We start from the raw sequence: 13219 nt of genomic DNA, 5'->3' as shown, positions 1-13219 counted from the left end.
AGCGGGCTCTGCCCGCAAAGACGTCAGCAAGATCACCGTAAGACTTGCTGATTCAAGGCGCTGCCACTGGCGCCTTCGCGGGCAACGCCCGCTCCCACGAGGGCCGTGCGCAGTGCTTCAGGATCGTTGGACCGCATCGCTGCACAGGACACCGATATGCCCACCACCCTCCGTCGCCTCATCGTCGCACTGGCTTTGCTGCTGCCCTTCACCGCACAGGCCAACGACGCCAGTGACTTCGTCGCTGCCGACTCTTCCGGCCAGGCCAGGCTGCTGGAAACCTGGGCCGCCCAGCCGGTACCCGAGCGCACCGAGTTGCTCCTGGCCTTGCAGGCAGGGAGCGTGGCAGCCGATGCCGACAAACACCCTTTCGTTGACAGCAACGACACCTATTCCCCCCTCGATGGCAGCGCCGCCGCCGTCGAACCCGTGCGCAAACTGCGCCTGAACAACCGCCTGCGCGGCCTGGTAGAAAACGCCGTGGCCGCCCACCAACTGTTCGCTACCGACGCCACCCTGCGCCTGGCCGCTGCCCAACAGTTGCAGAAGAGTGCGCAACCGGCGCAGTTGACCATCCTCGACCACCAGTTCGCCGGCGAAAAAGACAACAAGGTCAAAACCGCCCTGGGCCTGGCCCTCGCCAACCTGCAACTGGTCGACCCCAACCCCGCCGTGCGTCTGGCCGCCGTGCGCCTGCTGGGCGACACCGGTGATCCCCTGGCCAAGACTCGCCTCGAAGACATCCTCGCCCCCGGCGTCGAGGCTGATGCTGGCGTGCGCACCGCCGCCGAAACCAGCCTGACCCAGGTCAAACGTCAATTGATGATCGGCGACCTGCTCGGCCAGGCGTTCAGTGGTATCTCCCTAGGCTCGATCCTGCTGCTGGCCGCTCTCGGCCTGGCGATCACCTTCGGCCTGCTGGGCGTCATCAACATGGCCCACGGCGAAATGCTCATGCTCGGCGCCTACTCCACCTATGTGGTGCAGATTCTGTTCCAGCGCTTCGCCCCGGGCGCCATCGAGTTCTACCCGCTGATCGCCCTGCCGGTGGCGTTCTTCGTCACCGCAGCCATCGGCATGGCCCTGGAGCGCACGGTCATCCGCCACCTCTACGGGCGGCCGCTGGAAACCCTGTTGGCCACCTGGGGCATCAGCCTGATGCTGATCCAGGCCGTGCGCCTGGCCTTCGGCGCGCAGAACGTCGAAGTCGCCAACCCCGAATGGCTGTCCGGCGGCATCCAGGTGCTGCCCAACCTGGTGCTGCCGTACAACCGCATCGTCATCATCGCCTTCGCCCTGGCGGTGGTGGTGCTGACCTGGCTGCTGCTGAACAAGACCCGCCTGGGCCTCAACGTGCGCGCCGTCACCCAGAACCGCAACATGGCGGCCTGCTGCGGCGTGCCCACCGGGCGCGTCGACATGCTCGCCTTCGGCCTCGGCTCGGGCATCGCCGGGCTGGGCGGCGTGGCCCTGAGCCAGATCGGCAACGTCGGTCCGGACCTCGGTCAGAGCTACATCATCGACTCCTTCCTGGTGGTGGTCCTCGGCGGAGTCGGGCAACTGGCCGGTAGCGTCTCGGCGGCCTTCGGCCTGGGCATCGCCAACAAGATCCTCGAACCGCAGATCGGCGCCGTGCTGGGCAAGATTCTCATCCTGGCGCTGATCATTCTGTTTATCCAGAAGCGTCCGCAAGGCCTCTTCGCGCTCAAAGGACGGGTGATCGACTGATGAACCAGCCACTGATGCTCACCGCCGCGCAAAAAGCCGGCCCCAAGGTCACCCTCGTCATTGGCGCGGTGATCCTGCTGGTGCTGCTGGCGTTGCCGCTGTTGTCGCTGCTGCCGGCCAGCAACGGCCTGCAGGTGTCGGCCTATACCCTCACGCTGGTCGGCAAAATCCTGTGCTACGCCATCGTCGCCCTGGCACTGGATCTGGTCTGGGGTTACGCGGGGCTGTTGTCCTTGGGCCACGGGCTATTCTTCGCCCTCGGCGGCTACGCGATGGGCATGTACCTGATGCGCCAGGCGGCCGGCGATGGCCTGCCGGCGTTCATGACGTTTTTGTCGTGGAGCGAACTGCCTTGGTACTGGGTCGGCACCGAGCACTTCCTCTGGGCCCTGTGTCTGGTGGTGCTGGCGCCGGGTTTGCTGGCGCTGGTGTTCGGTTTCTTCGCCTTCCGCTCGCGGATCAAGGGCGTGTATTTCTCGATCATGACCCAGGCGTTGACCTTTGCCGGCATGCTGCTGTTCTTCCGCAACGAGACGGGTTTTGGCGGTAACAACGGTTTTACCAACTTTCGCAGCATCCTCGGTTTCGAGATCACCTCCCAAGGCACTCGCGCGGTGTTGTTCCTGCTCACCGTGGCGCTGTTGGTGGTGAGCCTGTGGCTGGGTTTTCGCTTGGCACGGAGCAAGTTCGGCCGCGTGCTGACCGCCTTGCGTGACGCCGAGAACCGCCTGATGTTCTGCGGTTACGATCCGCGCGGCTTCAAGCTGTTCGTGTGGGTGTTGAGTGCCGTGCTGTGCGGCCTGGCCGGGGCGCTGTATGTGCCGCAGGTGGGCATCATCAACCCCAGCGAGATGTCGCCGACCAACTCCATCGAGGCCGCCGTATGGGTGGCGCTGGGAGGCCGCGGCACGCTGATCGGGCCGCTGCTGGGCGCTGGCGTGGTCAACGGCATGAAGAGCTGGTTCACCGTGGCCTTTCCCGAGTACTGGCTGTTCTTTCTGGGCGCGCTGTTCATCATCGTCACCCTGTATCTGCCTAAAGGCGTGATCGGCCTGCTGAAGAAAAGGAGCGAACAATGAGAACGCCACCTACCACGCAGTTCATGCTCGAACCGGCCATTGATCCGAACTCCGATGAAGGCACCAGCCGTGATGCCATCGGCCTGGGGTCCAGCGCCGGCAAGGGCCTGGATACCCGCCACGGGACCATCCTTACCCTGGAGGACATCAGCGTCAGCTTCGATGGCTTCAAGGCGCTGAACAACCTCAACCTGTATATAGGCGTCGGCGAACTGCGCTGCATCATCGGCCCCAACGGCGCCGGCAAGACCACGCTGATGGATGTGATCACCGGCAAGACTCGCCCCTCCCATGGCAAGGCCTGGTTCGGTGAAACCATGGACCTGACCACCATGAGCGAAGTGCAGATCGCCCAGGCCGGTATCGGCCGCAAGTTCCAGAAACCGACCGTATTCGAGGCGCTCACCGTGTTCGAGAACCTCGAACTGGCGCAGAAGACCAACAAGTCGGTGTGGGCCAGCCTGCGGGCGCGCCTGACTGGCGAGCAACGCGACCGCATCGATCAGGTACTGGAGACCATCCGCCTGAGCGCCTCGGTGGAGCGCCCGGCGGGGTTGCTGTCCCACGGCCAGAAGCAGTTTCTGGAGATCGGCATGCTGCTGGTCCAGGATCCGCAACTGCTGCTGCTCGACGAGCCGGTGGCGGGCATGACCGATGCGGAAACCGAATTCACCGCCGAACTGTTCAAGACCCTCGCCGGGCAGCATTCGCTGATGGTGGTGGAGCACGACATGGGCTTCGTCGGCTCGATCGCCGACCACGTCACCGTGCTGCATCAAGGCAGCGTGCTGGCCGAGGGTTCGCTGGAAGACGTGCAGGCGGACGAGCGGGTCATCGAGGTTTATCTGGGGCGGTGATCCCCATGCTATGGGGCATGGCAAATGGCCCCTTCGCGGGCAAGCCTCGCTCCCACAGTTGTACGTCTCAGGTGCGGCGGACTCTGTGGGAGCGAAGCTTGCTCGCGAAGAGGCCGGACCAGCCGGACAAAAATTCAGGAGAGTCACCACCATGCTCCCACAGGTGTACGTCTCAGGTGCGGCGGACCCTGTGGGAGCGAAGCTTGCTCGCGAAGAGGCCGGACCAGCCGGACAAAAATTCAGGAGAGTCACCACCATGCTCCCACAGGTGTACGCCTCAGGTGCGGCGGACTCTGTGGGAGCGAAGCTTGCTCGCGAAGAGGCCGGACCAGCCGGACAAAAATTCAGGAGAGTCACCACCATGCTGCAAGTCGACACCCTGCACCAATACTACGGCGGTAGCCACATCCTGCGCGGCCTGAGCTTCGAGGTGAAAGTCGGCGAAGTCACCTGCCTGCTGGGCCGTAACGGCGTGGGCAAGACCACCCTGCTCAAATGCCTGATGGGGCTGATCCCGGCCAAGGACGGCAGCGTCAACTGGGAAGGCAAGGCCATCACCGGTTTCAAACCGCACCAGCGTGTGCACGCCGGCATCGCCTATGTGCCTCAGGGCCGGGAGATTTTCGGCCGTTTGACCGTCGAGGAAAACCTGCTGATGGGTCTGTCGCGCTTCCCCGGCAGCGAAGCCAAGGAAGTCCCGGCCTTTATCTACGAGCTCTTCCCCGTACTGCTGCAGATGAAGCACCGCCGCGGTGGCGATCTGTCCGGTGGCCAGCAGCAACAGCTGGCTATCGGCAGGGCCCTGGCCAGCCGCCCGCGCTTGCTGATCCTGGACGAACCCACCGAAGGTATCCAACCGTCGGTGATCAAAGAGATCGGCGCGGTGATCAAGAAGCTTGCGGCCAAGGGTGACATGGCTATTCTGCTGGTCGAGCAGTTCTATGACTTCGCCGCCGAACTGGCCGACCAGTACCTGGTGATGTCCCGTGGCGAAATCGTCCAGCAGGGCCGCGGCGAAAACATGGAGGCCGAGGGTGTACGCGGCCTGGTAACCATCTAATCTGCCTGACGAGCGTCCCTTGACCAGAGCCCTGTACGAAAGCCCATGAATTTACCCGTTTCCTCTGTCCTCTATACCCCCAGCTGGCACGCTGAACTCGAGCTGGGCTATGCCCGTTTCGGCGCCAGCACCCGGCCGGTATTGCGCCGCCACAAGGGCCCGCTGCGGGTGCAGAAGCACCTGTACGCAGAAGGCCCCGAGGTGTGCCAGCACATCATCGTGCATCCGCCGGGGGGCATTGCCGGTGGCGATCGCCTCGACATCACCGCCAGCGTCGGCACCAACGCCTGGGCCCAATTGACCAGCCCCGGCGCGGCCAAATGGTATCGCGCCGCCGGGCCGGCCTATCAACAGCTGAAATTGCACGTCGCCGCCGGCGCGACCCTGGAATGGATGCCTCAGGAGACCATCGTCTACAGCGCCGCCCAGGCCGAGTTGCAGACCGTGATCGAGCTCGAAGGCGATGCCCGCCTGCTGTACTGGGACGTGGTCGCGCTGGGTCGACCGGCCGCCGGCGAGCGCTTCGATCGTGGCCACTTTCAATCGCGTCTGGACATTCGTCGCGACGGCCGCGCCCTGTGGCACGAACGCCAACGCGTCAGCGGCGATGACGGCTTGCTCGATTCGCCCATCGGCCTGGACGGTCAGCCGGTGTTTGCCACACTGTTGATCACCGGCACGCTCGACCCCGAACTGTTGCAACGTTGCCGCGAGCTGCCCAGCAAGGTGCGCGGCGACCTGACCCAGTTGCCGGACCTGCTGGTGGCGCGCTGCCTGGCCAGCGAGGCCCTGCATGCCCGCGACTGGTTGATCGCGTTATGGACCCTGCTGCGTCCCGCCCTGCTCGGCCGCGAAGCGCTGGCCCCCCGAATATGGAGCACCTGATGGCGACTTATGGCGGTATGACGCCTTCGCAGGCAAGTCTTGCTCCCACAGGATTGCACCATCTGTGGAAGCAAGACTGGCCCGCCAAGGGGCCATCGGCAACACCCCACATTCCAACACTTTCAACAACGGATACCCCATGGACCTGACCCCCCGCGAAAAAGACAAGATGCTCATCTTCACCGCCGGCCTCGTCGCCGAGCGGCGGCTGGCGCGCGGCCTCAAGCTCAACTATCCGGAGGCCATGGCGTTCATCTCCGCAGCCCTGCTGGAAGGTGCCCGCGATGGCCAGACGGTCGCCGAGCTCATGCACTACGGCACCACGCTGCTGAGCCGCGAACAAGTGATGGAAGGCATCCCGGAGATGATCCCCGAGATCCAGGTCGAAGCCACCTTCCCGGATGGCACCAAGCTCGTCACCGTGCACCAACCCATTGCCTGAGGCCCTCGCATGTCCTTGCTCATACGCGACGCGGTGCACGCCGACCTGCCGGCCATTCGCGACATCTACAACGACGCGGTGCTCAACACCACGGCGATCTGGAACGAACAACCGGTCGACCTCGGCAACCGCCAGGCCTGGTTCAGCGCGCGCCAGGCCCAGGGCTACCCGATCCTGGTGGCGATCGACGCCCAAAACAGCCCGGTCGGCTACGCTTCATTCGGTGACTGGCGGCCTTTTGAGGGTTTTCGCCACACCGTCGAGCACTCGGTGTATATCCGCGACGACCAGCGCGGCCAGGGTATCGGCCCGCAGTTGATGAACGCGCTGATCGAGCGCGCCAGGGCCTGCGACAAACACGTGATGGTCGCCGCCATCGAAAGCGGCAATGCGGCGTCCGTTCGTTTGCACCAACGCCTGGGTTTCACGATCAACGGGCAGATGCCCCAGGTCGGCACCAAGTTCGGGCGCTGGCTCGACCTGACCTTCATGCAGTTGATCCTCAACCCCGGTGCTCAACCTTCTGCGAGTCCCTCGGAGTAAGTCCATGAATGCTGCCCAGTTGCGTCGCGTTACCGTTGAAGGCTTTGCTCACTATCAGCAGGGCCTGTACGAATTGCTCGAAGACGCGGTGCGACAGGGCGCGTCGATAGGCTTTCTGAAGGATTTCGACCGGGCCCAGGGGGTCGCTTACCTGAGCGAGCTCAAGGGCCAGCTCGAAAGCGCCGAGCGCCTGCTGTGGGTGGTGGTGCACAACGAACGAGTGCTGGCCAGCGTGCAACTGGCGCCCTGCAATAAAGCCAACGGCCGCCACCGCGCCGAGGTGCAAAAACTGCTGGTGCACATGGACTTTCAGCGTCACGGCCTGGCGACTCAGTTGATGAACGGCGCCGAGCTCGTCGCTCGCCAGAAAGGTCTGAGCCTGTTGTTCCTCGACACCGAAGCCCGCTCCCCCGCAGAAGCCTTCTACAAGGCAGCCGGATACACCCGCGTCGGCGAAATCCCCGACTATGCGGGGCGGCCGGACGGCACCCTGATCAATACCGCCCTCTATTACAAACTTCTTCAAGGATTGCCCGCATGATTCCTGGCGAATACCAGATCCAGCCCGGCGACATCGAACTCAACGTCGGCCGCCGTACCCTCAGCCTGAGTGTGGCCAACAGCGGCGACCGCCCGATCCAGGTCGGCTCGCACTATCATTTTTTCGAAACCAACGATGCGCTGACATTCGACCGCGCCGCGACCCGTGGCATGCGCCTGAACATCCCCGCCGGCACCGCCGTGCGCTTCGAGCCAGGCCAGAGCCGCGAAGTGGAGCTGGTCGACCTGGCCGGGCTGCGCAAGGTCTACGGCTTTGCCGGGCGGATCATGGGCAGCCTATAGGAGCAGCTGCGAGCTGCAAGAAACAGCGCGGTGCTCACACATTTTGCTTTTACTTGAAGCTTGCGGCTAAAAGCTTGCAGCTGCTTCAAAGCTGAGGAACGAAGATTTGAAGATTTCCAGACAAGCCTACGCCGACATGTTCGGCCCCACCGTTGGCGACAAGGTGCGCCTGGCCGACACCGACCTGTGGATCGAGGTCGAAAAGGACTTCACCCATTACGGCGAAGAAGTGAAATTCGGCGGCGGCAAGGTGATCCGCGACGGCATGGGCCAGGGCCAGCTGCTGGCCGCCGAAGTGGTCGACACGCTGATCACCAACGCCCTGATCATCGACCACTGGGGCGTGGTCAAGGCTGACGTCGGCCTCAAGGACGGGCGCATCGCCGCCATCGGCAAGGCCGGCAACCCGGACATTCAGCCGGACGTCACCATCGCCATCGGCGCCAGCACCGAAGTCATCGCCGGCGAAGGCATGATTCTCACCGCCGGCGGTATCGACACCCACATCCACTTCATCTGCCCGCAGCAGATCGAAGAAGCGCTGATGAGCGGCGTCACCACCATGATCGGCGGCGGTACCGGGCCGGCCACCGGCACCAACGCCACCACCTGTACCTCGGGCCCTTGGCACCTGGCGCGCATGCTGCAGGCCGCCGACGCCTTCCCGATGAACATCGGCCTGACCGGCAAGGGCAACGCCAGCTTGCCCGAACCGCTGATCGAGCAGGTCAAGGCCGGCGCCATCGGCCTCAAGCTGCACGAAGACTGGGGCACCACTCCAGCCGCCATCGACAACTGCCTGACGGTGGCCGACCAGTACGACGTGCAGGTGGCCATTCACACCGACACCCTCAACGAATCGGGCTTCGTCGAAACCACTCTGGGCGCCTTCAAGGGCCGTACCATCCATACCTATCACACCGAAGGCGCCGGCGGCGGCCATGCCCCGGACATCATCAAGGCGTGCGGCCTGCCCAACGTGCTGCCGAGTTCTACCAACCCGACCCGGCCGTTTACCCGCAACACCATCGACGAACACCTGGACATGCTGATGGTCTGCCATCACCTCGACCCCAGCATCGCCGAAGACGTCGCTTTTGCCGAAAGCCGCATCCGCCGCGAAACCATCGCCGCCGAAGACATCCTCCACGACCTCGGCGCGTTCTCCATGATCAGCTCCGACAGCCAGGCCATGGGCCGCGTGGGCGAAGTGATCACGCGCACCTGGCAAACCGCCGACAAGATGAAAAAACAGCGCGGCCCGCTGGCCGAAGACGTGGCCGGCAACGACAACTTCCGCATCAAGCGCTACATCGCCAAGTACACCATCAACCCGGCCATCACCCATGGCATCAGCCACGAAGTGGGTTCGATCGAGATCGGCAAATGGGCCGACCTGGTGCTGTGGCGCCCGGCGTTCTTCGGCGTCAAGCCGACGCTTATCCTCAAGGGTGGGGCGATCGCAGCCAGCCTGATGGGCGATGCCAACGCCTCGATCCCCACCCCGCAACCCGTGCACTACCGGCCGATGTTCGCCAGCTATGGCGGCTCGCGCCATGCCACCAGCCTGACCTTCATCAGCCAGGCAGCACTGGATGCCGGCTTGCCGGAGCAGTTGGGGTTGAAGAAACAGATCGCCGTCGTGAAGGGTTGCCGCACGGTGCAGAAGACCGACCTGATCCACAACGGCTACCTGCCGCAGATCGATGTCGATCCGCAGACGTACCAGGTCAAGGCCGATGGCGTGCTGCTGTGGTGTGAACCGGCGGATGTACTGCCGCTGGCACAGCGGTACTTTTTGTTTTAGCGCGCTCACGGGCGTCATGCAGGCAACGCGCCTGCAGGCGCCTGCAGGTATATACCGCATCAGCCTCCACATCGCCCCCTAACCTCGCTGACTCCTGACATTACAACCAAGGAGACAGCCATGTCCGACACCCAAGCAACCGAGAACGCGATCGCTCTGTCGCCTGAAACACCTGAGCAAACCCTCGCCGCACTGACCCAGGCTGCCACTGATTTCTATACCGCCTTCCCGGATGTCAACCAGTGCGCTCGTCAGGAAGCAGCCCGAATCCTCAAGGTCCATACTGGCCGTGATCTGGATCCGGATACTGTGTACTGGCACCGGTTTTCCAATGCCATCAGCAACCCACAGACCTTCACCGGCTGGGAGCACTATGGTGTGCCCGACCAATCCCGAACCATGACCGAATTGACCCAGCGCCGCTTCGACGTCAACGATCAAATCAACGCCATCGATCTGGACAGCATGAGCGGTTTCTACACCGCAGACAGCACGGCTGGTCACTTCGACCAGCGCAACGAACTGGCTTTGTCGCCACTGACCATCATGAATGACTTGTGGGAGGGCAATTTTGCGCAGGCCTATCAGACGCAACTGGAAGCGTTCTGGACCGCTCAGGGCGACAGCGGGCGATTGGTGGCTAAAGCCCTTTGCGTGAGCTATGCCTTCGAGGCAATGCGCCGTCGATTGCTCAGTCGCCGCGCCTTCAAACAATTCATCTTCAGCGTGGCGGGCCCGTTGAAGCTCCCTCCGACCATTGCACAATTGAAACGAGCCGTCACCAGCAGAGACCTGGCCGAAGTCTCCGATCTGACCCTGGGCGGAATAGCTGCCACGGGCATCATAAGGGTGAAAAATGCTCAAGGGCATCAAACCCTCTACCTGCCCCCTGACTGGTTCCACACCTTCCACTCCGAACGTGAAGTCTATGAATGGTTCTGCGTTCAGGCGGCCGACCCGGCGCGGCGTGAGCATCTGCTCTCGCATTTCACGGCGCACCATCAAACCGATTCTTCGACCCTCGAAACCCTCAACTCCACGCTCGACACTATGCAGCGCACGCCTTGGGTCGCTGGGCAGACCATGCTCAATGGCGCCAGCCAGCCGATTACCAAGGACGTGTTCAGTTATCTGATCGACAACCTGCGCGCTCGCCTGGAAACCGAAGCACAGACGATGCTCACCAGTAACTGGCAGCTGCGCAAGGACATCTTTCTGGTCGACCTCAGCGCCTTCGTCCGTGTTACCGCCGGGATCGCACCGGGTGATTCATTGGTCGCGGCATCCGTCGTCGGCGCCTCGGCCATCAGCCTGGGTGCCCACCTGGCCGTCGTCCTGCACGGCAAAACCCACGAGCAGCGAAGCAAGGCCGCGGTAGCCGCAGCACTCGACGCGCTGTCATTGCTGTTCAGCCTGCCCATGCTCAAGGGCAGCGGCAAGCATATCCTCAACGAGTTCGCCGACCTGGCCGAAGAAGCACCTGCCGTCGTCGAGACCCAATCGCCCATGCCCTACGCGGTCGATATCGACCTCTCCGTCCTGCCCACCGAAATCAATGGCGCCGGCGGTCTGTTCTACGTGAGCGGCGAAAAGCGCTATATCCAGCTCGCGCAAAAAGTCTATGAGGTGGAGTTCATTGAGGTCCTGGACCGCTGGGTCGTGATCAACCCGCTGACGCCCGACAACCTGACCGGCGCCTGGCCCGTCGAGGCCAACTGGCGCGGCGTGTGGGAACCCTATGTTGAAGAAGTCATCGACCCGCTTGTGGTCGGCGCCGACGAAGAGTCAGCCTCTGGCGCAATCACGCCGCAAATGGTCGAAGCGCATCGACTCGATATACAGCTGCGACCCTACGAAGTTTCGATGAAATACGTAGAGCTGATCGAACCCCTGATCGGCCGTGACAGTGCGCGACTGATGAGCTCAACGCTGGACGATACGTTCGCCATGGCGAGAAATGAACTGCTGGTCGCGCGTAACGAGCTGGCCGCACACGCCCGGCTCTTCTTCAACCTTCCCAGAGAGCCGCGCAGCATCCTGGTACCTCGATTCAACGAATTGGCAACCCCCGATACGCTTTTCGAAGCGGTCTACGATCAGAGCCAAGGCCTGGTCATCGGTGAAGCGAAGGATGCAATTGGCAGCAAGAAGCTGTTGATCAAGTACATGGGCGACCTGAAATCGCAGGGCGTACAGACTTTGTACACCGACCTGCTGATCAAGGAACTGCATCAAGGCTGGCTGGACCATTACCTGGAGACTGGCCTTATGCCCAGCGGACTGTACAACTACCTGACCCGCCTGACCCGGCAGTCGATCCTGGCGAAGTACACCCCCTTGGAGCTCATCAAGATGGCGCGCCTGCAAGGGATCAAGGTCAAGGCACTCGACTGTGCCGCTGCCCACCAGGTGCATGGTTTGAGCCAGACGGAAGCGGGAATCGGTCAGAAAATGCGCAACTATTACGCCATTCAGCGTATACGCGCCCACCAGGCAGCGCGCCCGGCCAGCGGCTGGATTGCGTTGGTCGACCACACCAAGGTCAGCACCTACGAGGACGTACCGGGTTTGGCGGACCTGTCAGACACGGTGGGGGTGAGGGTCAAGGATGTATCACGCAATACGCCGTTCACTATCAGCGAAGACCCTGGCCAGCGGTTGGCAGGGTCCCAAGGTAACCTCAGAACCGATTTGCAGATCGAGATGGGGACCTTGCCCGAGGGCTCGGTGATGTCGAGCGCCAGCGTCTGACCCAAGGCCGCGGCCGTCCTCACTTGCAGTGAATGGGCGGACGCTGCTGTCGATCAGCGGCTCCAGTTGGCCCGTGGATCGAACTCGGCGTTGTTCGCCAACGATTCCCACAGGGCCTGCGCTTCGGCGTCGTTATGGGTGGGCATCACCACTTTGATCTGCGCGAACAGGTCGCCGCGCTGACCCTGTTTGTTCAGCAGACCGTTGCCCTTGACCCGTAGGCGCTGGCCGTTCTGACTGTCCGGGCGGATAGTCAGGTTGATGCGCCCGGTCAGGGTCGGCACTGCCACCTTGGTGCCCAGTGCTACTTCCCAGGGCGCCAACGGCACCTGGAGGATCAGATCGTCGCCATCCACCTCGAAAAACGGATGTTTTTCAAAGTTGATAGTCAGGTACAGGTCACCCGTGGCACCGCCGCCGATGCCCGGCGCGCCTTGGCCTTTGAGGCGAATGCGCTCGCCGTCCGCGACCCCGGCGGGGATCTTCACGTTGAGGGTTTTCAGCGAATCCGCCACGCGCTGCCCGGCCCCATTGTGCTGCGGCACCTTGAAGCTGATCTTCTTCGACTCGGTCGCCAGAGTTTCCTCCAGCGACACCGGTAGCTCCATCTGCACATCCTGGCCATCGCGGCCACGGCTACGCCCTTGAGCGCTGCCGAACGGATTGCCGCCCGGCCGTCCGCCGCCGGAACCGCCGAAAATGGAGCTGAAGAAGTCGGAAAAATCGGCGCCTTCGTCGAAACCGCCACCGCCGCGCCCCTGCCAGCCCGGCGGGCCCTGGAACGGCCGCCCGTGCTGGCCGTATTTGCGCAGCTCGTCGTACTCGGCGCGTTTTTCCGGGTTGCTCAAAGCCTCATAGGCCTCGGAAGCTTCCTTGAACTTGTCTTCAGCACCCGCCTCCTTGCTGACGTCAGGGTGATACTTGCGCGCCAGTTTGCGGTAGGCGGACTTGATCTCTTTTTCATCCGCCGTCGGCTCTACGCCGAGGATCTTGTAGTAGTCTTTGAAATCCATTGGAGGGTAACCACCTTCGTTTACCGGGGTCGCGGCGCCAGCGTTCACGGCGTGAGACGCTGAAGCGCGATGGAAGTTTATCGGCCCTGCAGGGGCGTGAATGAATACACCTGTGCGAAAAGAATCCCGCAGGCCGGATCGATAAGACTAAATTGGGGGTCGTTGATGTTCTTTCAAGGCATCCAGCGGGTAAATAACGGATATTCGGCCT

General features: G+C 62.9%; 12 protein-coding genes. 11 read left to right on the top strand and 1 reads right to left on the bottom strand.

The window, feature by feature from the left end; genetic code table 11:
- Positions 1 to 156 precede the first annotated feature (156 nt).
- From urtB to LIX93_RS18955, 11 genes are all read left to right on the top strand, one after another.
- The gene (urtB, locus tag LIX93_RS19005) at positions 157 to 1728 is read left to right on the top strand and encodes an urea ABC transporter permease subunit UrtB (RefSeq protein ID WP_226505594.1); all 1572 of its coding nucleotides are present in this window, start codon (positions 157 to 159) and stop codon (positions 1726 to 1728) included.
- Positions 1728 to 2807 (top strand): urea ABC transporter permease subunit UrtC, encoded by a 1080-nt coding sequence (gene urtC, locus LIX93_RS19000; RefSeq protein ID WP_226505593.1) that lies wholly within the window; start codon positions 1728 to 1730, stop codon positions 2805 to 2807. Before urtB ends, urtC begins: the two co-directional genes overlap by 1 nt.
- Positions 2804 to 3664, top strand: a complete 861-nt coding sequence (gene urtD / locus LIX93_RS18995; protein WP_226505592.1) for an urea ABC transporter ATP-binding protein UrtD — start codon at positions 2804 to 2806, stop codon at positions 3662 to 3664. The genes urtC and urtD overlap by 4 nt, the downstream gene beginning before the upstream one ends.
- A gap of 361 nt (positions 3665 to 4025) precedes the next feature.
- Positions 4026 to 4724, top strand: coding sequence for an urea ABC transporter ATP-binding subunit UrtE (gene urtE / locus LIX93_RS18990; protein ID WP_226505591.1), 699 nt, complete (start codon positions 4026 to 4028; stop codon positions 4722 to 4724).
- A gap of 45 nt (positions 4725 to 4769) precedes the next feature.
- Complete coding sequence (locus LIX93_RS18985; RefSeq protein ID WP_226505590.1) at positions 4770 to 5609, top strand: urease accessory protein UreD; 840 nt, start codon at positions 4770 to 4772, stop codon at positions 5607 to 5609.
- A gap of 139 nt (positions 5610 to 5748) precedes the next feature.
- On the top strand, positions 5749 to 6051 hold the full coding sequence (locus LIX93_RS18980; protein ID WP_226505589.1) for an urease subunit gamma: 303 nt from the start codon (positions 5749 to 5751) through the stop codon (positions 6049 to 6051).
- A 9-nt stretch (positions 6052 to 6060) separates the two neighbouring features.
- Positions 6061 to 6594 carry a GNAT family N-acetyltransferase gene (locus LIX93_RS18975; RefSeq protein ID WP_226505588.1) on the top strand — a complete coding sequence of 178 codons (534 nt, stop codon included), beginning with the start codon at positions 6061 to 6063 and terminating at the stop codon, positions 6592 to 6594.
- Positions 6595 to 6598: 4 nt separating this feature from the next.
- Entirely contained in the window at positions 6599 to 7135 is a 537-nt protein-coding gene (locus tag LIX93_RS18970) for a GNAT family N-acetyltransferase (RefSeq protein ID WP_226505587.1), read from the top strand.
- Positions 7132 to 7437 (top strand): urease subunit beta, encoded by a 306-nt coding sequence (locus tag LIX93_RS18965; protein WP_226505586.1) that lies wholly within the window; start codon positions 7132 to 7134, stop codon positions 7435 to 7437. Before LIX93_RS18970 ends, LIX93_RS18965 begins: the two co-directional genes overlap by 4 nt.
- A 106-nt stretch (positions 7438 to 7543) precedes the next feature.
- Positions 7544 to 9244, top strand: coding sequence for an urease subunit alpha (gene ureC / locus LIX93_RS18960; RefSeq protein WP_226505585.1), 1701 nt, complete (start codon positions 7544 to 7546; stop codon positions 9242 to 9244).
- A 120-nt stretch (positions 9245 to 9364) separates the two neighbouring features.
- Positions 9365 to 11995: a membrane-targeted effector domain-containing toxin gene (locus LIX93_RS18955; RefSeq protein WP_226505584.1), complete on the top strand. Its 2631-nt coding sequence runs from the start codon at positions 9365 to 9367 to the stop codon at positions 11993 to 11995.
- Between the two features lie 53 nt (positions 11996 to 12048).
- Here the strand turns inward: LIX93_RS18955 and LIX93_RS18950 are convergent, their stop codons facing one another.
- Complete coding sequence (locus tag LIX93_RS18950) at positions 12049 to 13008, bottom strand: DnaJ C-terminal domain-containing protein (protein WP_226505583.1); 960 nt, start codon at positions 13006 to 13008, stop codon at positions 12049 to 12051.
- Positions 13009 to 13219 lie beyond the last annotated feature (211 nt).

The sequence above is a fragment of the Pseudomonas sp. MWU16-30317 genome, from assembly GCF_020515695.1.
Classification (GTDB): Bacteria; Pseudomonadota; Gammaproteobacteria; order Pseudomonadales; family Pseudomonadaceae; genus Aquipseudomonas.
This window is presented reverse-complemented; position numbering and strand designations above follow the sequence as displayed.

Bases quoted from the DNA above. Each gene is read 5' to 3' on its own strand.
- LIX93_RS18985 (WP_226505590.1), top strand. From the start codon at position 4,770: ATGAATTTACCCGTTTCCTCTGTCCTCTATACCCCCAGCTGGCACGCT.
- urtB (WP_226505594.1), top strand. From the start codon at position 157: ATGCCCACCACCCTCCGTCGCCTCATCGTCGCACTGGCTTTGCTGCTG.
- LIX93_RS18965 (WP_226505586.1), top strand. From the start codon at position 7,132: ATGATTCCTGGCGAATACCAGATCCAGCCCGGCGACATCGAACTCAAC.
- urtE (WP_226505591.1), top strand. From the start codon at position 4,026: ATGCTGCAAGTCGACACCCTGCACCAATACTACGGCGGTAGCCACATC.
- urtC (WP_226505593.1), top strand. From the start codon at position 1,728: ATGAACCAGCCACTGATGCTCACCGCCGCGCAAAAAGCCGGCCCCAAG.
- urtD (WP_226505592.1), top strand. From the start codon at position 2,804: ATGAGAACGCCACCTACCACGCAGTTCATGCTCGAACCGGCCATTGAT.
- LIX93_RS18980 (WP_226505589.1), top strand. From the start codon at position 5,749: ATGGACCTGACCCCCCGCGAAAAAGACAAGATGCTCATCTTCACCGCC.
- LIX93_RS18950 (WP_226505583.1), bottom strand. From the start codon at position 13,008: ATGGATTTCAAAGACTACTACAAGATCCTCGGCGTAGAGCCGACGGCG.
- LIX93_RS18970 (WP_226505587.1), top strand. From the start codon at position 6,599: ATGAATGCTGCCCAGTTGCGTCGCGTTACCGTTGAAGGCTTTGCTCAC.
- LIX93_RS18955 (WP_226505584.1), top strand. From the start codon at position 9,365: ATGTCCGACACCCAAGCAACCGAGAACGCGATCGCTCTGTCGCCTGAA.
- LIX93_RS18975 (WP_226505588.1), top strand. From the start codon at position 6,061: ATGTCCTTGCTCATACGCGACGCGGTGCACGCCGACCTGCCGGCCATT.